General features: G+C 66.5%; 26 protein-coding genes and 2 tRNA genes. 14 read left to right on the top strand and 14 right to left on the bottom strand.

Annotated features, from left to right (window positions below; all coding sequences use genetic code 11):
- Positions 1–20: 20 nt before the first annotated feature.
- Positions 21–554 (bottom strand): inorganic diphosphatase, encoded by a 534-nt coding sequence (gene ppa / locus L2D01_08540; protein WBQ08946.1) that lies wholly within the window; start codon positions 552–554, stop codon positions 21–23.
- A gap of 164 nt (positions 555–718) precedes the next feature.
- On the opposite strand from ppa, the gene L2D01_08535 reads away from it, so the two are divergent.
- The 9 genes from L2D01_08535 to L2D01_08495 all read left to right on the top strand — a co-directional run bounded on the left by L2D01_08535 (position 719) and on the right by L2D01_08495 (position 6,827).
- Positions 719–1,402 carry a DUF192 domain-containing protein gene (locus L2D01_08535; GenBank protein ID WBQ08945.1) on the top strand — a complete coding sequence of 228 codons (684 nt, stop codon included), beginning with the start codon at positions 719–721 and terminating at the stop codon, positions 1,400–1,402.
- 56 nt (positions 1,403–1,458) lie between these two features.
- A tRNA-Pro gene (locus tag L2D01_08530) sits at positions 1,459–1,535 on the top strand.
- 42 nt (positions 1,536–1,577) lie between these two features.
- Positions 1,578–1,883 carry an ETC complex I subunit gene (locus L2D01_08525; protein WBQ08944.1) on the top strand — a complete coding sequence of 102 codons (306 nt, stop codon included), beginning with the start codon at positions 1,578–1,580 and terminating at the stop codon, positions 1,881–1,883.
- Between the two features lie 36 nt (positions 1,884–1,919).
- Positions 1,920–1,996 (top strand) — tRNA-Arg (locus tag L2D01_08520).
- A 137-nt stretch (positions 1,997–2,133) separates the two neighbouring features.
- Positions 2,134–3,180 (top strand): efflux RND transporter periplasmic adaptor subunit, encoded by a 1,047-nt coding sequence (locus L2D01_08515; protein WBQ08943.1) that lies wholly within the window; start codon positions 2,134–2,136, stop codon positions 3,178–3,180.
- A 206-nt stretch (positions 3,181–3,386) separates the two neighbouring features.
- A complete protein-coding gene (locus L2D01_08510; protein ID WBQ08942.1) occupies positions 3,387–3,623 on the top strand; it encodes a hypothetical protein in 237 nt (78 codons plus the stop codon).
- Positions 3,624–3,791: 168 nt separating this feature from the next.
- A complete protein-coding gene (locus tag L2D01_08505) occupies positions 3,792–4,493 on the top strand; it encodes an ABC transporter ATP-binding protein (protein ID WBQ08941.1) in 702 nt (233 codons plus the stop codon).
- Complete coding sequence (locus L2D01_08500) at positions 4,490–5,647, top strand: ABC transporter permease (GenBank protein ID WBQ08940.1); 1,158 nt, start codon at positions 4,490–4,492, stop codon at positions 5,645–5,647. The genes L2D01_08505 and L2D01_08500 overlap by 4 nt, the downstream gene beginning before the upstream one ends.
- 4 nt (positions 5,648–5,651) lie before the next feature.
- The gene (locus L2D01_08495; protein WBQ08939.1) at positions 5,652–6,827 is read left to right on the top strand and encodes an ABC transporter permease; all 1,176 of its coding nucleotides are present in this window, start codon (positions 5,652–5,654) and stop codon (positions 6,825–6,827) included.
- Here L2D01_08495 and metC read toward each other — a convergent pair.
- Positions 6,824–7,966 (bottom strand): cystathionine beta-lyase, encoded by a 1,143-nt coding sequence (metC, locus tag L2D01_08490; GenBank protein WBQ08938.1) that lies wholly within the window; start codon positions 7,964–7,966, stop codon positions 6,824–6,826. The two genes, L2D01_08495 and metC, sit on opposite strands and share 4 nt — an antisense overlap.
- 65 nt (positions 7,967–8,031) lie before the next feature.
- Here metC and L2D01_08485 point away from each other — a divergent pair, with 65 nt between their 5' ends.
- On the top strand, positions 8,032–9,093 hold the full coding sequence (locus L2D01_08485) for an amino acid ABC transporter substrate-binding protein (GenBank protein ID WBQ08937.1): 1,062 nt from the start codon (positions 8,032–8,034) through the stop codon (positions 9,091–9,093).
- A 3-nt stretch (positions 9,094–9,096) separates the two neighbouring features.
- Here the strand turns inward: L2D01_08485 and L2D01_08480 are convergent, their stop codons facing one another.
- The 9 genes from L2D01_08480 to L2D01_08440 form a co-directional block, all read right to left on the bottom strand.
- Positions 9,097–10,107, bottom strand: a complete 1,011-nt coding sequence (locus tag L2D01_08480) for a cysteine synthase A (GenBank protein WBQ08936.1) — start codon at positions 10,105–10,107, stop codon at positions 9,097–9,099.
- Between the two features lie 70 nt (positions 10,108–10,177).
- Positions 10,178–11,170, bottom strand: a complete 993-nt coding sequence (locus tag L2D01_08475) for an NAD-dependent epimerase/dehydratase family protein (GenBank protein ID WBQ08935.1) — start codon at positions 11,168–11,170, stop codon at positions 10,178–10,180.
- Between the two features lie 36 nt (positions 11,171–11,206).
- Positions 11,207–12,133, bottom strand: a complete 927-nt coding sequence (locus tag L2D01_08470) for a GDP-L-fucose synthase (protein ID WBQ11630.1) — start codon at positions 12,131–12,133, stop codon at positions 11,207–11,209.
- A 13-nt stretch (positions 12,134–12,146) separates the two neighbouring features.
- Entirely contained in the window at positions 12,147–13,214 is a 1,068-nt protein-coding gene (gmd, locus tag L2D01_08465; GenBank protein ID WBQ08934.1) for a GDP-mannose 4,6-dehydratase, read from the bottom strand.
- Positions 13,215–13,335: 121 nt separating this feature from the next.
- Positions 13,336–14,850 (bottom strand): exopolysaccharide biosynthesis polyprenyl glycosylphosphotransferase, encoded by a 1,515-nt coding sequence (locus L2D01_08460; GenBank protein ID WBQ08933.1) that lies wholly within the window; start codon positions 14,848–14,850, stop codon positions 13,336–13,338.
- 57 nt (positions 14,851–14,907) lie between these two features.
- Positions 14,908–15,573, bottom strand: a complete 666-nt coding sequence (gene lexA / locus L2D01_08455) for a transcriptional repressor LexA (GenBank protein WBQ08932.1) — start codon at positions 15,571–15,573, stop codon at positions 14,908–14,910.
- 73 nt (positions 15,574–15,646) lie between these two features.
- Positions 15,647–16,447, bottom strand: a complete 801-nt coding sequence (trpC, locus tag L2D01_08450) for an indole-3-glycerol phosphate synthase TrpC (protein WBQ08931.1) — start codon at positions 16,445–16,447, stop codon at positions 15,647–15,649.
- Complete coding sequence (gene trpD, locus L2D01_08445) at positions 16,444–17,469, bottom strand: anthranilate phosphoribosyltransferase (GenBank protein WBQ08930.1); 1,026 nt, start codon at positions 17,467–17,469, stop codon at positions 16,444–16,446. The genes trpC and trpD overlap by 4 nt, the downstream gene beginning before the upstream one ends.
- A complete protein-coding gene (locus tag L2D01_08440) occupies positions 17,469–18,053 on the bottom strand; it encodes an aminodeoxychorismate/anthranilate synthase component II (protein ID WBQ08929.1) in 585 nt (194 codons plus the stop codon). Before L2D01_08440 ends, trpD begins: the two co-directional genes overlap by 1 nt.
- A gap of 86 nt (positions 18,054–18,139) precedes the next feature.
- Here L2D01_08440 and L2D01_08435 point away from each other — a divergent pair, with 86 nt between their 5' ends.
- Positions 18,140–19,090: a divergent polysaccharide deacetylase family protein gene (locus L2D01_08435; GenBank protein ID WBQ08928.1), complete on the top strand. Its 951-nt coding sequence runs from the start codon at positions 18,140–18,142 to the stop codon at positions 19,088–19,090.
- Between the two features lie 2 nt (positions 19,091–19,092).
- Here the strand turns inward: L2D01_08435 and L2D01_08430 are convergent, their stop codons facing one another.
- The gene (locus L2D01_08430) at positions 19,093–19,383 is read right to left on the bottom strand and encodes an antibiotic biosynthesis monooxygenase (protein ID WBQ08927.1); all 291 of its coding nucleotides are present in this window, start codon (positions 19,381–19,383) and stop codon (positions 19,093–19,095) included.
- Positions 19,384–19,531: 148 nt separating this feature from the next.
- On the bottom strand, positions 19,532–20,437 hold the full coding sequence (locus L2D01_08425) for an OmpA family protein (protein WBQ08926.1): 906 nt from the start codon (positions 20,435–20,437) through the stop codon (positions 19,532–19,534).
- 89 nt (positions 20,438–20,526) lie between these two features.
- Between L2D01_08425 and L2D01_08420 the strand changes: the two genes are divergently transcribed.
- Complete coding sequence (locus tag L2D01_08420) at positions 20,527–20,997, top strand: flavin reductase family protein (protein WBQ08925.1); 471 nt, start codon at positions 20,527–20,529, stop codon at positions 20,995–20,997.
- A gap of 4 nt (positions 20,998–21,001) precedes the next feature.
- A complete protein-coding gene (locus tag L2D01_08415) occupies positions 21,002–21,871 on the top strand; it encodes an NAD(P)-dependent oxidoreductase (protein WBQ08924.1) in 870 nt (289 codons plus the stop codon).
- A 26-nt stretch (positions 21,872–21,897) separates the two neighbouring features.
- Here the strand turns inward: L2D01_08415 and L2D01_08410 are convergent, their stop codons facing one another.
- Positions 21,898–22,527 carry a response regulator transcription factor gene (locus L2D01_08410; protein ID WBQ08923.1) on the bottom strand — a complete coding sequence of 210 codons (630 nt, stop codon included), beginning with the start codon at positions 22,525–22,527 and terminating at the stop codon, positions 21,898–21,900.
- A gap of 387 nt (positions 22,528–22,914) precedes the next feature.
- Here L2D01_08410 and L2D01_08405 point away from each other — a divergent pair, with 387 nt between their 5' ends.
- Positions 22,915–23,997, top strand: coding sequence for a HAMP domain-containing histidine kinase (locus tag L2D01_08405; GenBank protein WBQ08922.1), 1,083 nt, complete (start codon positions 22,915–22,917; stop codon positions 23,995–23,997).
- Positions 23,998–24,040 lie beyond the last annotated feature (43 nt).

The raw sequence follows: 24,040 nt of genomic DNA, 5'->3' as shown, positions 1-24,040 counted from the left end.
ACCGCCCCCGGCAGACCTGCTCAATCTGCGGTCTTGGCCCGTTCGATGGAGTCCAGGATCATCTCGCGTGCGCGCTCCACGCCGTACCAGCCCTGGACCTTCACCCATTTGCGCGGTTCGAGATCCTTGTAGTGCTCGAAGAAGTGAGTGATGCGCGCGATCTGGGCCTGGTGCACGTCTGTATAGGTTTTCATCTCTTCATACAGAGGGGTCAGCTTGGAGTGGGGCACGGCGAGGATCTTCTCGTCCTGACCGCTCTCGTCCTCCATGACCAGCACGCCGATAGGCCGGGCGCGCATGACGCAGCCCGGAACCAGCTCGGTCTGGCCCAGCACCATCACGTCGATGGGATCGCCATCCAGGGACAGGGTGTGAGGCGTGAAGCCGTAATTGCACGGATAGCGCATGGGCGTGTGCAGATAGCGGTCCACCCAGAGCGTGCCCGAGTTCTTGTCGAGCTCGTACTTCACCGGCTGGCCACCGAACGGCACCTCGATGATCACATTGATGTCGTCGGGCGGGCTTTCCCCGGTGGCGATGGCCTCAATGCGCATAAATGACGTCCCCCTTGATATGGCGTGCCGGTTTCCACGCTAACAAACCTGTACGCGCGGCGCAGGCAAGCGGTTTTGTGCAGCGCACAGGTGTGCAGTTTGCGGCGGGGCCATCAGCGCAACACCGATTGCGTCGCGCGCGGCGCGAGGCTAGCTTTCCGCCCATGAACATGATCGCCCCCGCCTTTTCCCGCTTCGCCGGCGCGTTCGCCGCGCTGTTCCTGCTGTCGGCCGCGTGCGTCCACGCCGATCCCACTGCGCCTGAAACGGTGGTGGAGTATGGCGGACCCGACCGTGTCGTGATCGACACGGCAGACGGCCCCGTGGAGTTGACTGTCGAGGTCGCCGCCAGCGATGACGCGCGCCAGCGCGGCCTGATGCACCGCGAGTCGCTCGACCCTGACGCCGGCATGCTGTTTGATTTCCAGCGCGAGCAGATCGTCTCCATCTGGATGGAGAACACGCTGATCCCGCTCGACATTCTGTACATCCGCAGCGACGGGCGCATCGCCAAGATCATTGCCCACGCCCAGCCCATGTCGCGCCGCCAGCTCCTGTCGGACTTCCCGGTGCTCAGCGTGCTGGAGATCAATGCGGGCCGTTCGGCCGAGCTTGGCATTTCGCCCGGCGACATTGTGCGCCACGCCCTGTTCGGCAATGACGTGGCTGATCAGCCTGAGCCCGCGCCCGAGGCCGATCCGGCGCCGGAAGGCGAAGACGGCGAGCCGGGCGCAGACGAACCGGGCGATGACGAACCAGGCGAGGAGCCGGGCGCGGATGAGCCCGGTGAAGACCAGCCGGACGAAGAGCCCGCCGACGATGACGGCGAGGGCGGGGACAACCGCTGAGCCCGGCGTTCGCGCCGCTTGCGCCTGCGGGCGCGCGCGCGTAAACCCCGGAGCCTCGGGGCGTAGCGCAGCCTGGTAGCGCATCTGGTTTGGGACCAGAGGGTCGCTGGTTCGAATCCGGCCGCCCCGACCATCTTTCCCGCGCGAGCGGGTTGCCGTTTGGGAGTTCGTCTCGATGTTCGCCAAAATCTATCGTCCGGCGAAAACCGCGATGCAGTCCGGCCGGGCCAAGACCCATGACTGGCTGCTGGAATTCATCCCGTCCATGGCCAAGCGCCCGGACCCGCTGATGGGCTGGGCCTCGTCCAACGACACCCGCCGCCAGATCCGCCTCAGCTTTGAAACCCGAGACGAGGCCGTGGCCTACGCCAAGCGCCACGCCATCCCCTTCCAGGTGTTCGAAGCGCGCGAAACGCCGCGCCGCATCAAGACCTATGCCGGCAATTTCGCCTATGAGCGCAAGGAGCCCTGGTCGCACTAGGCGTTAGCGCCAGTCACCGGCCCGCCTTGCGCCCCAGGCCCTGTAGCTCAACTGGATAGAGCACCGGACTTCTAATCCGACGGTTGCAGGTTCGAGTCCTGCCAGGGTCGCCAGTCACGCCGCGCGCGGTCGCGGCCGGAAGCGTCGCCGCCCCCGACACCCCATCTGCATCCGGCGCCTGTCTGTACAGGTTTTTAGCTGCGCATCGCCGCGCCGTCTGATATGGGCTGGACGTCGGGAAGGGGCAGCCATGGCAGACGATCGCAGAGATCAGCTTCAATCCTTGAGCATTGACCGGGGCGGCGAGGCGCCCAGCGCCGGGCCGAATGTGGTGATTCAGGGGGTGATTGTTGCGGTTTCGATCGCGATTGGCGTGGCGCTGGCCTGGTTCCTGATCCCGCTCCTCACCTCATCCGATGAGCCGGCGCCCGCCGCTGCACCGCAGATCGCGGCGCAGGCGTCTGGCGGCGAGGGCGCCGCGCCGGCGGCTCAGCCCGCGCCGCGCCCCGCCGCGCGGCCGTCCGGCCTTGTGGCGTCGGGCTATGTCACCGCGCGCCGCCAGGCGACCGTGTCAGCCGAGATCACCGGCCGCATCCGCGAGGTCCTCATTGAGGAAGGCGCGATTGTGGCCGACGGCGAGGTGCTCGCGCGGCTCGATGATGACCGCGCGCGCCTGGATCTCGATCTGTTCGAGGCGCAGGCCCGGGCCGCCGAGGCGCGCGCCCGCGCGCTTGGTTCCCAGCGCGGCGAGGCGCAGGTCCAGCTGGAGCGCGCTGAGCGGCTGGTCACCTCCGGCTATGCGACTGAGGCCTCCATCACCGCGCTTCAGTCCCAGCGCGATTCGCTCGACAGCCAGATCGCCGCGGCGCGCGCCGATTCGGCGGCGGCCCGCGCGCGCCTGGCGAGCCAGGTAGACTTTGTTGACCGCCATGTTGTGCGCGCGCCGTTTGGCGGCGTGGTGATCGCCAAGAACGCCCAGGTGGGCGAAATCCTGTCGCCGGTGTCGGCCGGGGGCGGGTTCACCCGTACGGGCATCGCCACCATCGTGGACATGGACAGCCTGGAACTCGAAGTGGACGTCAATGAGGGCCAGATCCAGCGCGTGACGGCGGGCCAGCCCGTCGAAGCGGTGCTGGACGCCTACCCGGACTGGCGCATCCCGGCACGGGTGGAGGCGATCATCCCCACGGCGGACCGGTCGCGCGCCACGATCAAGGTGCGGGTGGCGTTGCTGGAACGCGATGCCCGCATCCTGCCGGACATGGCGGCGCGGGTGACGTTCCTCGACGGGGAGTGACGCGGATGCGATGGCCGCACGGCTGGCGGCCGCGTGAATATCCTGCCCGGGCGCTTGCGCCGTTTTTGGCGATGTAGGTATAGTTGTAGTCGGGTCTGGATTGCATTGGGGAGGCGGGGACGATGTTCGCGACTTGGGTTCGACAGGCGGCCAGGGCCGCAGTCCTCCTGCCGGTTCTTTTGCTGGCTGGGTGTAGCGCTCCGCAAATGGAAATCACTCGCGTCCTCGGCGGCGGCATCCTCATCACGAACACTGACGACACTGCGTTCACAGTCGAGCGCGTGGTCGCCAACGGAAGCCCCGAAAACGGCAATTGCAACAACTATGACCGCGTCACCCTTGCGCCAGGCCGCTCGCACACGGTCGTTTTTCTGCTGTGCGGCACCGTAAGCCGGCTGGAGGTGCGCACCAACCGGGGCACGGGCAGCTTCACGTTCGGTTAGGCTCGCGTCCCGGAGCATTGCAGTGTCTGCGGCTCACCGCCGAAAGCAAAGGTTCGCCCGCAATACTCGCCTCGTCCGTGCCTTGCACGGGTTTGACGAGCGATACAATGTCGCCACCAGTTGTCAGGTATATGAACGGCGCAAAGAACGCTTGAAGGAATTCAGGGCATGGCCATCGGCACGAGTCTTTACGAACTGAATAATCTGGCCAAGCGCTATACGCGCGGACGCGAATCCATCACCATTTTCTCCGACCTCACGATGACCATCGGTCAGGGCGAATTCATCGCGATCATGGGGCCGTCGGGATCGGGCAAGACCACGCTGCTCAATCAGCTGGGCGGCATCGACCGGCCAAGCTCGGGCGAGGTATTGTTCGAGGGCGCGCGCATCGACAATATGGCCCAATCGAAGCTGGCCAAATGGCGCGCCGCGAATGTCGGTTTTATCTTCCAGTTCTACAATCTGATGCCCACGCTCACGGCGGCGCAGAATGTGGAGTTGCCCCTTCTGCTCACCAAGCTCTCGGGCAAGGAGCGCAAGCGGCGGGTGCAGACCGCTCTGGACATCGTCAAGCTCGCCGACCGCGCCGGTCACCGGCCCCGCCAGATGTCGGGCGGTCAGCAGCAGCGCGTGGCGATCGCGCGCGCCATCGTGGCCGACCCCAAGGTGCTGCTGTGCGACGAGCCGACCGGTGATCTGGACCGCACCACCGCCGACGAGGTGCTGGGCACGCTCCAGCTGCTCAATGACGAGCTGGGCAAGACGATCATCATGGTGACCCACGACCCGGCGGCGGCGAAATACGCCAAGCGCGAACTGCATCTGGACAAGGGCCGGTTCGTCGAAGCTGCGGGCGCGCCCGCATGAACGACGCCACGCTGATCCGCAAAAGCCTGTTCCGCAAGAAGACGCGGGCTATCCTGCTTGTGCTGTCGATCATGACGGCCTTCCTGATCTTCGCCGTGCTGGGCGCCTTCTCGCGCTCGCTCAATTCCGGCGTCGAGACTGCGGCGGCGGACCGGCTGGTGACGCTCAATGCGATCAACTTCACCCTGACCATGCCCTACGCCTATTGGGGCCGCGTGGCGCAGGTGGACGGCGTGCAGGCCGTCACCCACGCCAGCTGGTTTGGTGGGTACTATCAGGAGCCGCGCAATTTCATCCAGGCCTTCTCTGTGGACATGGAGAGCTATCTCCAGGTCTATTCCGAGCTGGAGCCGGTGGAGGGCGAGCTCGCGACCCTGTTCGAGCGCCGCGATTGCGCAGCGATCGGCGCCGACCTGTTGAGCCAGTACGGCTGGACCCAGGGCCAGCGCATCCCGCTGAACTCAAACATCTGGCGCAAGGAAGACGGCTCGCAGGTCTGGGATCTGGAGCTGTGCGTGGTGTTCGACGCGCAGGATCAGGACGTCCCGACGAACTATATTTTGCTAAACTATGATTATTATAACGAGGCACTGGCGTTTAACCGCGACCAGATCGGCTGGCTGATCCTGACCACCGGGGATCCCTCGATCAATGACCGGGTGTCCCAGGAGATCGACGCCCTGTTCGCCAATTCCCCGGCGGAGACGGAGACGTCCACAGAGGCGGCCTTCGGCCAGGCCTTCCTGGAGCAGCTCGGCAATATCGGCCTCATTCTGACGCTGGTGATCGGCGCGGCCTTTGCCACCATCCTGATGATTGTCGGCACGACCATGGTGATGGCGATCAATGAGCGCACCAAGGAGGTGGCGGTGATGAAGACGCTGGGCTTCGCGCCACCGCGCATCTTCGTTCACGTGCTCAGCGAGTCGGTGCTCCTGAGCCTCGTCGGCGGATTGATCGGGCTCGGGCTCGCTGCAATTCTGCTCGCCGGCGTCGGCGCGATGCTCGCCGGTCAGCTGCCGGGCCTGCGCATGACCTGGGTCATTGCGGGGCAGGCGATTGCGCTGATGATCGCCTTCGGTCTTGTCACCGGCCTGATGCCGGCGATCAACGCCATGCGGATCAACATCGTTGACGGTCTCGGGAAGGAGTAGGGCGATGCTCAGACAGATCGGCGCCGTCACGATGATCAATCTGCGCTCCATCCCGCAGCGCTGGGGCATGTCGCTGGCGACCGTCCTGTCAGTGGCTCTGGTGGTGGGCGTGCTGCTGGGCTTCCTGGCCATGGCCAACGGCTTCCGGGCCACGGTGGACGGCACGGGCTCGGATGATGTGGCGGTGGTGATCGGGGCCAATTCCCAGACCGAGCTCAATTCCGGGCTGGGCCGCGACGCGGTGCGCCTGATCGAGGCGGGCCCCGGCATCGCCGTGGACGCGTCCGGTGATCCGATCATATCGGCGGAGCTGTATGTCATCGCCAATGGCCGCAAGCGGTCGTCTGACACCGATGCGAACCTGCCCCTGCGTGGTGTGGGGGAGAATGCCCCATCGCTGCGCAACGGTTTCTCCCTCACTGAGGGCCGCATGTTTGCGTCCGGGTCCAATGAGCTGGTGGTGGGCGAGGGCGTGCTGCGCGAATTTTCCGGCTTCGAGATGGGCGAGACGATCCGGCTCGGATCCAATGAATGGCGGGTGGTGGGGATATTCTCCACCGGCGGTTCGGTCTTCGATTCCGAGATCTGGGCCGATCTGGGCGTGATCCAGAACCTGTATCAGCGCACCGGGACCGTGCAGTCCGTGCGCGCGCGCCTGACCAGTCCGGAGGCTTTAGCCGAGCTGCAGGCTTATGTAGAGAACGAGCCGCGTCTGGAGGCCGACGTGTCCAGCGAGCGCCAGTTCTTTGCGTCCACCGCGGGCGGCACCTCGAATATCATCCTGTTCCTGGGCTGGCCGCTGGCCATCATCATGGCGGTGGGCGCGCTGGCGGGCGCCTGGAACGCCATGTACGCGTCAGTGGATGCGCGCACGCGCGAGATCGCGACCCTGCGCGCCATCGGGTTTGCGGGCTTTCCCGCCTTTGTCGGAACCATGACCGAATCGCTGCTGCTCGCCTCCATCGGCGGGCTGATCGGAGCGGGGATCACCTATCTGGTGTTCGACGGTGTATCGGCCTCGACGCTGGGCGGCGGCTTCACCCAGATCGTGTTCTCCTTCGCCGTCACCCCGGCCGCGATCGTCTCTGGCGTGGTGCTGGCTCTGGTGGTGGGCGCCGCGGGCGGGTTCTTCCCGGCGATCCGGGCCGCGCGGGTGTCGATTCTGAAGGCGCAGGGCTAGGCGGGCGCGAGCGCCGCCTCCAGATCGCTCCACAAATCCTCCACGTCTTCCAGCCCAACGGACAGGCGCAGCAGCGCTCCGTCGGCCTGCCACGGCACAGCCGTGCGCATGATCTGGCGGTCGCAGGGGAGGATGAGGCTTTCAAATCCGCCCCAGGAAAAGCCCATGGCGAAGAGCTGGCAGCGTTCAGCGATGGCTTCGCCTTCGGCCTGACTGGCGCCTTTTACGATGAAGGCGAAGCAGCCGGCGGGACCGTTGAACTGGCCGGCATACACCGTGTGGTCAGGGCTTGAAGGCAGGGCCGGGTGCAGCACGCGGGCGATGCGCGGATGAGCTTCGAGACGGCGGGCCAGCTCCAGTCCGCTTGCCCCCGAGTGCTCGATCCGCAGGGGCAGGGTGCGCATCCCGCGCAAGCACAAAAAGGCGTCGTCGGGCGAGACGTGCAGTCCGTTGACCGTCTCCTGCGCCTTGAGCCGCGCGGCGGCTTCGCCTTTGGCCGCCACCGAGCCCATCAGGAAATCGGAATGGCCGCCGGCGTATTTGGTCAGCGCCTGGGCGGCGTAGTCGACGCCCAGGGCCAGCGGGTTCATCAGCCAGCCCGCACTCCAGGTGTCATCGATCACGGTGGGCACGCCCGCCGCCCGCGCGGCATGGGTGATGGCGGGGATGTCCTGCACCTCGAAGGTCAGCGAGCCGGGGCTTTCCAGCGCGATCATGCGGGTGGACGGCGTGATCAGGCCGGCGATGTCTGCGCCGATGCGCGGATCATAATAGCGCGGCGTCACGCCCAGGCGTGGCAGCTCTTCCTCGCAGAAGCGGCGCACCGGCCGGTAGACCGAATCGGTGATCAGCGCCTCGCCCGGACCCCGAATGGCCGCGCGCATGGCCAGCACCACGCTGGCGAGGCCTGACGGCGCCAGCGCCACATGCTCCGCGCCATAGAGATCGGCGATGGCTGATCTGAGCTCGTCATTGGGGCTCAAACCCCCGCGCCCGTAATGATGATTGCCCGACGCCGGCGCGTAGAGTTCCTGCGCGGTCTCGCCCAGAACGGTTGAGGCGCGGCGCACCGGCGGGTTCACCAGATGGGGATCATCGGCGCAGCGGCCTGAATGAATGAGGCGGGTATCGCGTTTCATGTCGACGCGGGCCTTCGCTTTGGTTACACCACAAGGACTTTTCAGCGTTTAGGGTGGTTGGAGCGATGACGCCAGCGTCTTTGTTCGACCTGTTTGCGCCGCGCCGGCTGGCGCGGGCTGCGGCGGCCTTCGCCATGGGCTTCACCGTGTCCCAGAGCCAGTTCGAGGCGTTGGGCTCGGGCCTCGCGGAGATTCGCGAACGCGGCGTGCTGATGTGCGGCGTCGATACAGGGCTGGCGGGCTTCGCCCAACAGGATGCCGACGGCCGCTGGCAGGGGTTCGAGATTGACCTTTGCCACGCCTATGCAGCGGCGTTTCTGGGCGACGCCACACGCGCGCGTTTCGTGCCGCTGACCTCCGCCGAACGCCTGTCGGCGCTGGAGGCAGGGCGGATCGACATCCTGCTTCGCTCGACGAGCTGGACGTTCACGCGCGCCGCGCAGATGCCGGTGACGTTCGCCGGCACGTATTACTATGACGGGCAGGGCTTCCTGGCGCCGGCGGATCTGGGTGTGGCCAGCGCGCGCGAGCTCGACGGCGCGCGTATCTGCGTGCAGGCCTCGACCACCAGCATTCTCAATCTCACAGACTTTGCGGAGACTTACGGGCTGAACCTTACGCCAGTTGTCGCCGAGACTCCCCTGGCCGCGCGCGAGGCTTTTGAGGCCGGGCAGTGCGACGTGGTCACGGCGGACGTGTCGGCGCTGGCCGGGCTGCGCCTGGGGCTGCCTGAGCCGGACGCCTTTGTGATCCTGCCGGACGTGATCTCCAAGGAGCCGTTGGGGCCGGTGGTGGCGGCGCGCGATCCGCGCTTTGCCGAGGCTACACGCTGGGTGCTGCATGCCCTCATCACGGCGGAAGAATACGGCGTCACCGCCGCCAATGCGCGCGAGCTGCGCGACACAGCCCGCAGCCCCGCGGTGCGCCGCCTGCTGGGCGCTGAAGGCGCCATGGGCGAGGGGCTGGGCCTGGACGCGGACTTCGCCCTCAACGCCATCACCGCGCGCGGCCATTATGGCGAGCTGTTCGCCCGGCATCTCGGCGCCCAATCGCCCCTGCGCCTCGAACGCGGCCTGAACGCCCAGTGGAATGAAGGCGGTCTGCTCTACGCGCCGCCGTTCCGGTAGGGCCTACCCCTCCAGCCAGGGCGGGGTGGGCAATCCCTTCTCGCGCAGGAAGTCGGGATTGTAGAGCTTGGACTGATAGCGTGATCCGTGGTCGCACAGGATCGTCACGATGGTGTGGCCCGGCCCCAGCTTGCGCGCCATGCGCACGGCGCCCGCGATATTGATGCCCGCCGAGCCGCCCAGGCACAGGCCTTCGTGCATGACGAGGTCATAGAGGATTTCCAGCGCTTCTTCGTCGGGGATGCGGAAAGCGTCGTCAATCACCGCGCCTTCGAGATTCTTCGTGATCCGGCTCTGGCCAATGCCTTCGGTGATGGAATTGCCTTCGGCTTTCAGATCGCCATGGGCGTAATAGCCGTACAGCGCCGCGCCGCCGGGATCGGCCAGCACGATGCGAACGTCCGCGTTCCGGCTCTTGAGGGCGTCGGACACGCCCGCAATGGTCCCGCCTGACCCTACAGCGGCCACGAAAGCGTCGACCTTGCCGCCGGTCTGGGTCCAGATTTCCGGGCCCGTCGTCTCGGCATGGACGCGCCGGTTGGCGGTATTGTCAAACTGGTTGGCCCAGATGGCGCCATGGGGCTCGGACGCATTCAGCTCTTCGGCCAGCTGGCCTGAATAGCGCGCATAATGGTTGGGGTTAGCGTAGGGGACGGCGTCCACCTCGATCAATTCCGCGCCCATCAGCCGGATCGCGGCGGCCTTCTCGCGCGACTGGGTGCGCGGGAACACGATCACCACCCGGTAGCCCAGCGCGCGGCCCACCATGGCCAGGCCAATGCCGGTATTGCCCGCGGTGCCCTCCACGATCGTGCCGCCGGGCTTCAGCGCGCCGGACCGCTCCGCATCGCGGATGATGCCGAGCGCGGCGCGGTCCTTCACCGAGCCGCCGGGGTTCAGGAACTCAGCCTTGCCCAGAATTTCGCACCCTGTGGCGTCGGAGACGCGGTTGAGCCGCACCAGCGGCGTGTTGCCGATCAGGTCGATCACGGAACGGGCAGGGGCTCGGGTCATGGCGGGCGTCTCCAGGCAGGCTCGGGATGTCAATGCCAGAAGCGGCGCGCCGAAGCGAGCCTTGCGCGCCCTAAAGGCGCCAGCTCGCCGCTTCGCCCGCGCGCCAGGCGCGCATCCAGGCAGCGAAGCGGGGCAGACCTTCGGCGATGGACGTGGTCGGGTCAAAGCCGTAGTCGGCGCGGATCGCGTCGATATTGGCAGCTGTCATGTGCACATCGCCCGGCTGCATGTCCGTCATCACCTTTTGCGCTGTCTGGCCCATCGCCTGCTCCAGGGCGGCTATGAAATCCATCAGGCGCTCGGGCCGGTTATTGCCGATATTGTAGATGCGGTGGGCGCGCCCCGCGCCGTTGCCGCCGTCGGGTCCGGCGAGGGCGATGCGCGCCACGCCGTCCACGATGTCGTCGATCCAGGTGAAGTCGCGCATCAGATCGCCGTGGTTGAAGACCTGGATCGGGCGGTGCTCCAACATCGCTTGCGCGAAGGCGTAATAGGCCATGTCCGGCCGGCCCCAGGGCCCGTAGACCGTGAAAAAGCGCAGGCCGACCTGATTGATCCCATAAAGCGAGGCATAGCTTTCGCTGAGCAGTTCGCAGCCGCGCTTGGTGGCGGCGTACAGCGAGACCGGCGCGTCGCAGCGCGCATCCTCGCGAAAGGGCGCCGGCGTCGTATCGCCATAGACTGAGCTGGACGAGGCATAGACCAGGAAGGGGCGGTCTTTGGCGTGACGCACATGTTCCAGGACGGTGAGATGCCCTTTGAGGTTTGAGTCCAGATAGGCGAACGGCGCCTCGAGCGAATAGCGCACGCCCGCCTGCGCGGCGAGGTGGATGACGACGTCAAACGCGCCGAGGCCGTCCAGGGCGTCCGGCTCGGCGAGATCACGCGCGTGGAAGCTGAAGCCGTCGCGCGCGTCCAGAAACGCCAGGCGCGCGCGCTTGAGCGCGGGGTCGTAATACGTGTTGAGATTATCAAGGCCGACAACGTCGCAGCCCTGGTCCAGCAGGGCATGGCAGACATAAGCGCCGATAAAGCCGGCTGCGCCGGTGACCAGTAGCCTCAACGCTTGCTCCCGAGTGCGTTTTCGAACCGGCGCGCCCTAGGCCGCCTGGTTTTTGAGGAACCAGCTGTAAGCGTCTTCGAGCCCCTCGCGAAGTCCGATTTGCGGCGACCAGCCAAGCGCCCGCAGCCGGTCGGCGCTCATCAGCTTGCGCGGCGTGCCGTCGGGCTTGGTGAGGTCTTTTTCCAGCGCGCCGTCAAAGCCCACCACCTCCATCACCAGCCGGGCGAGCGCCTCGATGGTCAGGTCCTCGCCCGAACCCACATTCACATGATCGGGATCGGAATAGACCTGCATCAGGTGGACCAGCGCATCGGCGCAGTCATCGGCGTGGAGAAACTCGCGCATGGGCGACCCGGTGCCCCAGATCATCATGGACGGCGCGCCCGCCGCCTTGGCCTCGTGGGCCTTGCGGATCAGGGCCGGAATCACATGCGACGTCTGAAGGTTATAATTATCGCCCGGGCCATAGAGATTGGTCGGCATGGCCGAGATGAAGTCGCGGCCGTGCTCCTTGCGATAGGCCTGACACAGCTTGATGCCGGCGATCTTGGCGATGGCGTACCACTCATTGGTGGGTTCCAGCGGGCCGGTCAGGAGCGCATCTTCCGTGATCGGCTGGGGCGCCAGCTTGGGATAGATGCACGACGAGCCCAGGAAGAGCAGCTTCTCCACCTCCACCTGGTGGGCGGCGTGGATGAGATTGGCCGCGATCATCAGGTTTTCGTACAGGAACCCGGCTGGGTAGGTGTCATTGGCCAGGATCCCGCCCACCTTGGCGGCGGGGATGAACACCGCGTCGGGCTTCAGGCGCGCCATCAGCGCTTCGGCCTGGTCCTGACGGATCAGATCGGCGTCCTGACGCGTCGCGGTGACGATCTCGCAATCTTCGCGCGCCAGACGGCGCACCAGCGCAGAGCCCACCATCCCGCGATGGCCCGCGACATAGACCCGCTTGCCCTTCAGGGAATAGATCGGCTCAGCCATGGCGGTTTTTGCGGTCGGCTTCGGCGGCGACGGTTTTCAGGTCTTCGGCCATCATTTCCTTGACCAGGTCAGGGAAGCTGGTGGTGTGGCTCCAGCCCAGTTCTTCCTTGGCCTTGGTCGGGTCGCCGATCAGCAATTCCACTTCGGTCGGGCGGAAATAGCGCGGGTCGACCTGCACCAGCACGTCGCCGGTGGCGGCGTCACGCCCGGTTTCATTCACGCCCTCGCCAACCCATTCGATGGTGCGGCCGATCTCGGCGAAGGCGCGCTCGACAAACTCGCGCACGGTGTGGGTTTCGCCGGTGGCGAGCACCCAGTCATCGCCGACATCATGCTGGACCACGCGCCACATGCCTTCGACATAGTCGCGCGCATGGCCCCAGTCGCGCTGGGCGTCGAGATTGCCCAGGAACAGATTTTTCTGGAAGCCCAGATGGATGGCCGACACCGCGCGGGTGATCTTGCGCGTGACGAAGGTCTCGCCGCGCATCGGGCTTTCATGGTTGAACAGGATGCCGTTCGACGCGTGCATGCCATAGGCTTCGCGGTAATTCACCGTGATCCAGTAGGCGTAGAGCTTCGCCGCCGCGTAGGGGCTGCGCGGATAAAACGGCGTCTTCTCGCTCTGCGGCACGGCCTGGACCAGCCCGTACAGCTCCGAGGTCGAGGCCTGATAGAAACGGCAGGTATCTTCCAGCTTCAGGATGCGCAGCGCCTCCAGCAGCCGCAGCGCGCCGATGGCGTCGGCATTGGCGGTGTATTCCGGGGTCTCGAAGCTGACCTGGACGTGGGATTGGGCCGCGAGATTGTAGATCTCGTCCGGCTGGGTCTCCTGCACCAGTCTGATCAGATTGGTGGAATCGGTCATGTCGCCGTAGTGCAGGAAGAAGTTTGTGTCCGCCTCGTGGGGGTCCTGGTAGATGTCGTCGATCCGTGTGCTGTTGAAGGACGACGCGCGGCGTTTCATGCCGTGCACTTCATAGCCTTTGGACAGAAGCAATCGCGCCAGATACGCGCCATCCTGGCCCGTCACGCCGGTGATCAGAGCTGTCTTCGACATAATTGGTCCCCCAAAATGAACATCGCGGCGCTCCGGTCTGCCCCGGCCCAGAGAGCGCGCGACGTTGTTCTAGCGCCAAAATGCCGAGAAGGAACCCCTCCATTTTCGCGTTTGCAGCATGTCACCCCCCGCGTGCGCAGATCACCTCGCGTACGGTGCGCAGAAGGATGACGCAATCACGCCAGAGCGACCAGTTGCGCACATACCAGGCGTCCAGGCGCGCACGCTCGGCAAATGTGGTCTGGTTGCGTCCGTTGGTCTGCCACAGGCCGGTCAGGCCCGGGCGCATGCGCGCATAAGCGGTGACATAGTCGCCGTACTCGCCCACCTGGGACAGCGTCATGGGGCGCGGTCCGACCAGGCTCATATCCCCGCGCAGCACGTTGATGAGCTGGGGCAGCTCGTCCAGATTGGTCTTTCGGATCAGCCGGCCCACCGGGGTGATCCGCGGGTCCCGGCGCAGCTTCTGGAAGGCGCGCCACTCCGCCGCGATCGCCGGGTCATTGCGGATCAGCGTGTTGAGGCGTGCTTCGGCGTCCAGCTGCATGGAGCGGAATTTCAAGCAGTCAAAGCTGCGTCCGCCCAGGCCCACGCGCTTCTGGCGGAACAGGGCCGGGCCTCCATCGGCGCGCGCCGCCAGGGTGATGGCGAGCAGAACGGGCGACAACAGCACCAATACGACAGCGGATGCGGTCACGTCGAACACGCGCTTGGCGATTTGCGCCGCGGGGCGCGCCAGCGGGTCGCGCACATCGATGAAGGATACGTCCTCCAGCGGATAGTTGAGCACTTCGGCATGGGCGGGCAGGGGGCCGATCTGCGGCGCCAGCAGGAAGGGCACGCCTTCCAGGACGAGCGCCCGGATCACGTCATGCTGATCGCGGTCGCCCGGCGCCGGGGCGTAGACCACGCCCTGTCCGGATCCGGCGGCGCGGCGCATGGCGTCGATCAGGCGCGCCTTGTCCAGCTCGTCGCTGGCGATGACACTGTCCACATGGACGCTCAGCGCGGCGTGCTTGGCGATCACTTCACGCACCGCGCCCGAGCGGGCGGCGGCGGTGAAGAGACAGGCCGGGCTGGTCCACAATCCGGCGGATTTCAGCGCCTGGCGCGCCGCCAGACGGGCGCCCGCGAGCGCCGGCGCCAGAATGAGCCAGTGGGTGGCGGTCAAAAGGCGCGAGCCGACTTCGATGGTGGCGAACTGGATGGCGCCGGCCGCCAGCATCGCCGCCGCGCACGCGGTGAGGATGGCGGGCAGCTGATCGGCTAGCGCCTCCCGGCGATGGTAATGGCCCTTGGAGCGGAACCAGATCAGCATGACCAGGCAGAACGTCCCCGCGATTCCCAAATGCAGGCTGAGCCCGGCCGGGTTTTCGGCGAGCGCAGGCTGCCCGGCGATGGCGCGCAGGAGATCTGTGAGGAGAAAGGCTCCGGCCGCCGCAATGGCGAAAGCCGCTGCGTCCGCCCACAATAGCGCGCCGGCCTTGATGGACAGGAGGCTCGCCGATTTCAGCCGGCCCTTGGGCTGGCTCTGCGACTGGCTCTGTGCGGTTGTGTCCGCGCGCGCTTCGATCCCCAGCATGGTCATCTGCTCCAGCTTGACGCGTTCTGCGTGCTTCAAGCCGAGCGGATGCAAGCCCTATTCCATAAGGCTCAGGGGCGGGAGCGGGCCGGGGAGCTGGCGCGGGCTGTCCTAGTGGTAGCGGCGGATCAGGCCGACCAGACGGCCCTGAACCTTCACTTCGCCGGGGCCGAAAATGCGGGTCTCGTAGGCGGGATTCGCGGCTTCGAGCGCAATGGAGCCGCCCTTTTTGCGCAGCTTCTTGAGCGTGGCTTCCTGATCATGGACCAGCGCCACCACGATATCGCCTGTATCGGCGGTATCGGCGCGCTTGATGACCACGATGTCGCCTTCAAGAATGCCGGCGTCGATCATGGAATCGCCGCGCACTTCGAGCGCAAAATGATCGCCGCCGGAAATCATCCCGGCGGGCACGGACAGGCGGTCCACCTCGTGCTGGATCGCCTCGATGGGCACGCCCGCGGCGATGCGGCCGAGGACGGGAACGTCGATGCCGGCTTCTCTTTCGCGCCCGCGGCGGAAATCAGCCTCCACCACATTGCCCGAGGACTTGGGCGCCGCGCTGTCGGGCATTTTGAGCACTTCCAACGCGCGGGCCCGGTGGGCCAGGCGGCGGATGAAACCGCGCTCTTCCAGCGCGCTCACCAGACGGTGCACGCCGGACTTGGACGCGAGCTGCAGCGCATCCTTCATCTCATCGAAGGAGGGCGACACGCCGTCTTCGCTCAAACGCTTGTGGATGAAGAGCAAAAGCTCGTGCTGTTTCTTGGTGAGCATCGCGCCCTCTCAGATATAGAACAAAACCGGAAAACCTGAAGATGTTCTATGCCTGTTCCAGATTAACGTCAAGCTAACGCCGCGCGTTTCCGATCAGGGCGCGCGTGGCCGCCTCGACATCGTCCTGACGCATCAGGCTTTCGCCCACGAGCAGGGCTTTGGCCCCGGCGGCCTGCATGCGAACAGCATCTGCGCGGGTGAAAATCCCGCTTTCGGCCACCAGGCAAATCTCCGAACCCGCCATGGGGGCAAGGGTTTCGAAGGTTTCCAGCGAGGTCTCGAAGCTGCGCAGATCGCGATTGTTCACGCCGATGAGCGGCGAGGGCAGGGCCAGCGCGCGCGTCATCTCGGCGGCGTCATGCACCTCCACCAGCGCGTCCATGCCCAGCTCTGACGCCGCCTCGATCAGCTCGAGGGCCAGCGAATCGTCCACCGCGGCGAGAATCACCAGGATGCAGTCCGCGCCCAGAGCCCGCGATTCAGTGACCTGCCAGGGGTCGTAGAGGAAATCCTTGCGCAGGACCGGCAGGTCTACAGCGGCGCGTGCGGCGACCATATAATCCTCATGACCCTGAAAGCTCGGAGCATCGGTGAGGATGGACAGGCACGCCGCGCCGCCCGCCTGATAGGCGCGCGCCAGCGCCGGCGGATCGAAATCGGCGCGGATGAGGCCCTTGGAGGGGCTGGCTTTCTTGACCTCGGCGATGAGGGACAGGCCGTGGGTGGCGTGGCGGGCTTTCAGCGCCTTCAGAAACCCGCGCGGCGCGGGAGCCTCGGATGCGCGCGCTTCCAGCTGGCTCATGGGAAGGGCGGCCTTGCGCGCCGCGATCTCTTCGCGCTTGTAGGCTTCGATGCGTTTGAGGGCGTCGCTCATGACGGCGTTCCCTGGCTGATGGCCGCCAGCTGGTCCAGCGCCGCTTTCGCCCGTCCGTCATCAATCGCGGCCGCGGCGAGGCTTGCGCCCTCCTTCAAGTCCGCCGCCAGCCCCGCCAGGCGCAGCGCGGCGGCCGCATTAATCAGGACGATATCGCGATAAGGTCCCGGCGCGCCGTCCAGCAGGGCGCGGATGGCCGCGGCGTTCTCCGACGGTTCACCGCCTTTAAGATCCTCCAGCGCGGCGCGCGGCAGGCCTGCGTCTTCAGGCGTGATCTCATATTGCGTGATCGTCCCGTCGGCGTGCAGCTCGGCGGCGTGGGTGATTCCCGTGGTGGTGATCTCGTCCAGACCGTCGGCGCCGTGGACGATCAGGGCGGTTTCAGCCCCCAGATCGCGCAGCGCCTCGGCCATGGGCAAGAGCCAGGCCCGGTCAAATACGCCCAGCAGCTGCCGGCGCGCACCGGCGGGGTTCGACAACGGGCCCAGAAGATTGAACACGGTGCGCACGCCCAGGATTTTCCGCGCCGGCCCCACATGCCGCACCGCGCCGTGGTGCGCGGGCGCAAACAGGAAGCCGACGCGGGCCTCTTTCAGGGATCGCTCGATCCTGTCAGGACCCGCCGTCAGGTTCACGCCCAGCGCTTCGAGCACTTCAGCAGAACCGGATTTTGACGACGCGGCCTTGTTGCCATGCTTGGCCACCACCGCGCCTGCGCCAGCGGCCACCAGCGCGGCGGCGGTGGAGATATTCCAGGTGCCGCGCGCATCGCCGCCTGTGCCGCACGTGTCGATGGCGCCGTCCGGCGCGGTGATGCGGCCCATGCGCGCGCGCATCGCTTCGGCGCCCACGCGCAGCGTTTGCGGGCTTTCGCCCACAGCGGCCAGCGCCAGCAGGAAGCCGCCAGTCTCCACCGGATCGGCCTGCCCATCCATCAAGGCGTCGAACGCCGCACGCAGGGCTTCGGCATCGGGTTCGCGGCCCGCTGCCAGGGCCGTGATGGCGGCGCGCATGCCCCCCATCACGCCGCCTCCGCCTGGAGCCCGGCGAGTTTGAGGAAATTGGCCAACAGCTCATGGCCGTGCTGCGAGGCGATGCTTTCAGGGTGAAACTGTACGCCGTGCACGGGGCGCGTCTCATGGGCCAGCCCCATGATCTCGCCGTCGTTCGTGCGCGCCGTGACTTTGAGAGAGCTCACCTCTGGCAAAGCCACCGCCAGCGAGTGATAGCGTGTGGCGGTAAAGGGCGAGGGCAGGCCGTCGAACACGCCTGTGGCGTCATGGGTGATGGCGCTGGTCTTGCCATGCATGATTTCGCGGGCCGCAACGACCTTGCCGCCAAACACCTGGCCGATGGCCTGATGACCCAGGCACACGCCCAGGATCGGCAGATCAGCGGGGGCGGTGCGGATCAGCTCCAGGCAGATGCCCGCCTTGTCCGGATCGCACGGGCCGGGGCTCAGCACGACCGCGCGCGGGCCCAGCGCGAGGGCCTCTTCAACGCTCATCACATCATTGCGGATGACGCGGGTGCGCGCGCCCAGCTCCTCGAAATAGTGCACGAGGTTAAAGGTGAAGCTGTCGTAATTGTCGATGATAAGCAGCATGGCGGCGCGCGATCCTTCCCGGCAGGGAGTGGAACTTAGGCAAGCGCGCGCCGTGCGCCAACCGCGACTCGCTGTAGACCTCTGCCATGATCCGATGCGCAGCCTATGCGCCGCATCTGGGCGCTGCGCTGGGCGCAACCCTGATGGCGGCCGCCGCTCTGGCCTTCAGCGCAGGCGCAGGCCCGGTGCACGAGGGCTATGACGCTGCGCCGATGATCGGGATGGCGTTGGCGCAGACGCCCGTGTCCCCGCCAGTGTCGGGCACGCCCGCGGCGGACGATGCGTTGGGCGCTGGCGCCCACGCAAGGGCGCAATCGGTCGCTCATCAGCCTGCCGATCCGGCTCCAACCCACCGCCCCATGCTCGCGATCATCATGGATGATGTCGGGCCGGATATCGCCGTGGCGCGCCGCCTGATGGCGCTGGACCCGCCGGTGACGCTGGCGATCCTGCCCTATGCGGCGGCGGCGCCCGTGCTGGCGCAAGAAGCGGCGCAGGCCGACCGTGAAGTCTTCGTGCACCTGCCCATGGAGCCGGGCGGTCTTGATGATCCCGGACCCTGGGCGCTGAGCCGGGCCCATGATGATCAGGCTGTTGCAGAGCGCGTGCGCTGGGCCTTCGCCCGCGTGCCGGGCGCGGTGGGCTTCAACAATCACATGGGCAGCGGCTTTACGTCTGATGCGCTGGCCATGGCGCGGGTCTTCGCGGCGCTGGCCGGGTCCGAGGCGCTGGTGTTTGTCGATTCGCTGACCGGCCCCCGCTCGATTGCAGCGGCCAGCGCCCGCGATGCCGGATTCGCGGCGCTGCGCCGCGATGTGTTTCTGGATACAGATCGCGACGAAGGCGCCATCGCTGCGAGGCTGGAGGACGCCCTGGCGCTGGCCGCCTCACGCGGTCACGCCATCGCCATCGGTCATCCGTATGCGGAAACGCTCGCCGTGCTGGAGACGCTGGCCGAGCGGGCCGAGGCGCATGGCGTTGAAATCGTCACCGTCAGGGCGCTCGCGCAGGCGCGGGGCGCCCGCACGCCATCCTGAGGCTAAAGGCCTGCGCCTCCAAGAGGTTCCGTCTGCGCGATCTGCTCCATGGAGGCGATCAGCGGGCGTCCGCGCTGAATGGCGGCCTGTACCGAGGGCAGCGACAGAGATGCTGCGTGGGCGTCCCGGCTGTCCCAGACTTCGGTGATCCAGAGTGTGTCCGGCGCGCCGGGATCCGCCGCGACGACATAGGACCGGCAGCCTGGCATGTCCCGCAGCCCGTCCAGCAGGATGGCCGCCAGCTCATCGCGGCTGCCCTCGGCCGCGATCATCTTGCCGATCAGTCCGAACATGGGTGTCGCTCCCGCCGCACACGCCGCTGGCGCCACCGCGATCGCCAAGCCTGACAGACAGAGGTGACGCCGGTCGAGATCCATACATTCAGCGTGATCAACCGTGAGCTCCGGGTCAACCGGTGACGGCTGGCCCCGGGCGCGCCATTCACCGCATGTGCTCGGGCGGCACCACCGGCGCTTCGCGCAGAAGCGTGATCGACAGGCGGCGATTGCCGGCCAGATAGGGATCATCAGGGTAGAGCGGCTCGGCGCCTGCGCGACCGCGCACCTCGGCGATGCGATGGTCGGGCAGGCCGGTCCCGGCCAGCACGCGCAGGGCGGCATTGGCGCGGTCCGATGACAGTTTCCAGTTGGTCGGCGCGTCGGGCGGCGTCGGGCTGGCGTCGGTGTGGCCCGAAATGGTCACCCGGTTGGGCAGGCGCTGGGCGATCTCGCCCACGGCGCGCAGCAGCACTTGTGCGCGCTCATTGGGCTCGGTGGAGCCCGGATTGAACATCGGCCGGCCTTCCTGGTCGATCAGCTGGATGCGCAGGCCTTCCTCGGTCATCTCGATCAGAACGTGATTGGACAGTTCGGCCAGTTCCGGCATGTCCTGCAGCGCCTGACGCAGGGATTGTTCGGCGCTGGCGAATTCGGCGGTCTCGCGCCGGGACATGGCGCTGGCGAGCGCGCCCATGCTGACCTCCGGCTCATCCCCGGTGGAGGCGCTGGACGAGGTTTCCTGCTGGTCGCGCTGTTCCTCGGCCGGGCTGGGCGCCAACCGGTCCACGATGGAGGCGGTGCCCGAGGAGCGCGAGCCTTCCTGGCCGAAGCTGGTGCCGCCCAGCACGCCGCCGGAGCCCGACATGGACTGGCTGACGCTGGCCGGCGCGAAATAGTCGGCGATGCCCCGGCGCTGTTCGGGTTCGGTATTGTTGATCAGCCACAGCATGAGGAAGAAGGCCATCATCGCCGTCACGAAGTCGGCATAGGCCACTTTCCACGCGCCGCCGTGATGGCCCGCAGCGACCTTCTTGATCTTCTTGATGATGATCGGTCTGTTAGTCGCCATTCCAACCCACCCGCAACGCCTTATGTTTGGCGCATATCATGACCTGTCAGGGTTAAGGGCGGGTTTCCCGAAGAGGCAGGGAGTGACGCGTGACTGAAGACCGGGCCTATCGTGACGCGCTGGGATGCTTTCCCACCGGCGTGGCGCTGGTGACGCACACCCAACAGGGCGAGGCGCGCGCCATGACCATCAATTCTTTCGCCAGCGTCTCGCTGACCCCGCGCCTCGTGCTGTGGTCGCTGGATCGCGGCAGCGACCGGTTCGACGCGTTCCTGGCCGCCGGGCATTACGCCATCAACGTGCTCGCCGCCGATCAGGCCCAGCTGTCTTCAGCCTGCGCCATGACCGATGAGCTGGAATCCGCCGGGGGACACTGGACGCCGGGCGCGAACGGCGCGCCGCTGGTTGAAGGCGCCATTGCGCGGTTTGAGTGCACGCGCGTGGCCGTGCATCCCGGCGGCGATCACGTGATCATTGTCGGCGAGGTCACCGGCTTTGACAGGCCGCGCCAGGCGCCCGCCCTGGTATTCCACAAATCAGTCTATGGACAGGCGGGGTAGGGCTATGGCGCGCACGGCGTTTCTAGGACTGGGCGTGATGGGCGCCCCCATGGCGGGACACCTGGCCCGCGCCGGACATGAGGTGACGGTGTGGAACCGCACGCCCGCCAAGGCGCAAGCCTGGCTGGCTGATCATGCCGGGTCCGCCGCCGAGACGCTGCAGGATGCGGCGAAGGGCGCCGATATCGTCTTCATGTGCCTTGGCGATGATCCCGATGTGCGCGCGATTGCTGATCAGGTTCTGCCGGTGATGAAGGCCGGCGCGGCGCTGGTCGATCATACAACCGCGTCTGCTGCCCTGGCGCGCGATCTGGCTGAATCCGCCGAGGCGCGCGGCCTCCTCTGGCTCGATGCGCCGGTCTCGGGCGGGCAGGCGGGCGCAGAAAACGGCCAGCTCTCCATCATGTGCGGCGGGACGGACGCCGCCTTCGCTGCGGCCGAGCCGGTGATGCAGGCCTACGCCAAGGCCATCACCCATGCCGGGCCGGCCGGCGCCGGCCAGCTGGTCAAGATGGTCAACCAGATCTGCATTGCAGGCCTGGTGCAGGGTCTCGCCGAGGGGCTGCACTTCGCCGAAGCCGCCGGGCTCGATCCTGAAACTGTCATCAACGCCATCTCCAAGGGCGCGGCCCAGAGCTGGCAGATGGAAAACCGCTGGCGCACCATGACGAAAGGCGAGTTTGAGTTCGGCTTCGCCGTGGATTGGATGCGCAAGGATTTGCGCATCGCGCTGGACGAAGCCCGCGCCAATGGCGCCAGCCTGCCCGTCACCGCCCTGGTCGACCAGTTCTACGCCGAGGTCCAGTCCATGGGCGGCGCGCGGTGGGATACGTCAAGTTTGATTGCGAGGCTGAACCGGGCGGCGGAGAGGTAGGGGACGCCTGCCGCAAGCGCCTTGCCTCAATAACTGCCGATCTGCATGGCGGCGCGCACCAGGGCGGCGGTGGAGTTGAGGTTGAGCTTGCCCATGATGTTCTCGCGGTGCTTGCGCGCTGTTGACGGGCTCATGCCCAGCGTCTGCGCGATGTCGTCGATGGATCGGCCCTTGGCGATTTCACGCAGCACGGCGCGTTCGCGCGGGGTCAGGGCGCTGGCGTTGAGCACGCCGGACCGGTCATCATCTCGATATGCCACCCGGGACTTGACCGGCTCGCAGGCGGCGGCGCGGATGGCCGCCACAAGCGCGTCCCGGCCCGCCTCCTTGTGCAGAAATCCTTCAACGCGCCGGGCGAGCTGCGCGCGCTCCTCATCGTCCATCGGCGCGCCTGTGAGCAGGAGGACACGCGGACGCCGGCCCGCGGCGTTCAACGCGTCCAACACATCCACGCCCGTCATGTCCGGCAGGGAAAAATCCAGGACCACCAGATCCGGATTCAGCGCATGGCAAAGCAAAAGCCCTTGCTGCCCGTCGCCAGCCTCGCCGCAGACTTCCAGATCCGGCTCCAGGGCAATGGACTGGACCAGAGCCTCCCGCACCAGGCTGTGATCGTCCACGATCACCACCCGGATCACCTGCTCAACTGCGTTCATGCTTGTCGCCCCGCCCCAATCACTCTTGTGAACTAATCAGGCGGACGACAAGATCAAGCGTGTTGTGTCGGGGTGGGGGGGACGAGCATGAACGGGGCGGACAAGCCGCGCATCAGCCGCTTGAATGGCCGCTTTGCGGATCGCGAGCTGGAGACGGCTTATCGTGAACATACATGGCCCGTGCAGCGCACGCAGATTGCCCTGACCATGGCCGGTCTCGGGATAGGGTTGTTGTTCACACTCAGTTCCGACTTTCGTTTTCTCGCCGGCGCGCCCTGGTTTCTTCCCACCGCCGGACTTCGCGGCGGGGCTGGACTTGGGGGCATTCTGGCCTGCGCCTGGTTGCTTGTTGCCCGGCCACATTGGACATCGCCTGGCGCATCAGTGGTGATTCAGGGTTGGCTCGTTGTCGGGCTGATGGCGGCGATCGTCGTGGCTTTTGCTTTTCCGGCCGTCGAAACGACCCCGGACGGGATCAGCGGTGTGCTGGTCTTCACGTCTTTCTGGATGTTCATTTTCGCAACCGTGGTTGGCTTTGGCGTCTATACCTATCCCAACGCCGTGGCGGTGTTCTGCTCCGGACTGGCGCTCACCTACATGATCCTGATGGTGCTGTACTGGAACGCGGGCGCATATCCCATGGTCTCTCAGGGCGTGCTTGTGCTGATGGGCTGCGCCTTCGGCTGGATCATGGCGATTGTCGCCAATGTCGGTGCGCGCCGGCGATTTCATGTCACACGCTTGTATGAAGCCGCGCGCCTGGCCGCAGAGAAGAGCGAGGCGTTCCAGACCTTCCTCCTGGCTGCCAGCGGGCATGATATTCGCCAGCCGCTCTACGCCCTTGATCTCAACGCCAGCTCGCTGGAGGCGATGGCGGAAAAGGGCGATCTGGAGCAGGTGCGCCGGCTGGCGCGGCGCCAGAAGGCGGTGGCGCGCAATATGTCCGCCTTGCTCGCCGCGATGATCGAGCTGTCCACGCTCAATCGGGGCCGGCGCAGCACCCAGGCGCGCGCCACAAATGTCGATGAACTGCTCAAGGACGCCGCTGACCCGTTGCTCGGCCTGGCCGAAGACAGGGGCATAGCCGTGCGTCATCTGCGCAGCCGGCTGTCCGTCGACGTCGATCCCGGCGTCGTCGTCCATGTGGTGTCCAACCTCCTGGCCAACGCCATCAACCATTCAGGCGGCGCCCGCATCCTGCTGGGCGCCCGCAGGCGAGGCAGCGAGGTTCAGCTGATCGTGGCGGACAATGGCAAAGGGCTCAGTCCGCGCCCGGCGCGGCTGAGCTCGATCACCGATCTGCGCGACGAGGAACGCGCGACGCGCCTGCATGCCGGGCTTGGCATGGAGATCATGTTCGGTCTGTGCGAGCGCGGCGGGCTTGACCTGACGATTGTCTCCAGGCCCGGCGCCGGCGTGATGGCCATGATCACCTGCCCCCGCAGCCCGCCGCAGGCAGAAATCGCCTGATCCGGGCGAAAAAGCGCCCTGACTACGCCAGCTGCCGTATTCT

This window comes from Hyphomonadaceae bacterium ML37, assembly GCA_027627685.1.
GTDB lineage: Bacteria > Pseudomonadota > Alphaproteobacteria > Caulobacterales > Maricaulaceae > Oceanicaulis.
The sequence above is the reverse complement of the archived record's forward strand: the minus strand, read 5'-3'. Positions and strand labels throughout refer to the sequence as shown.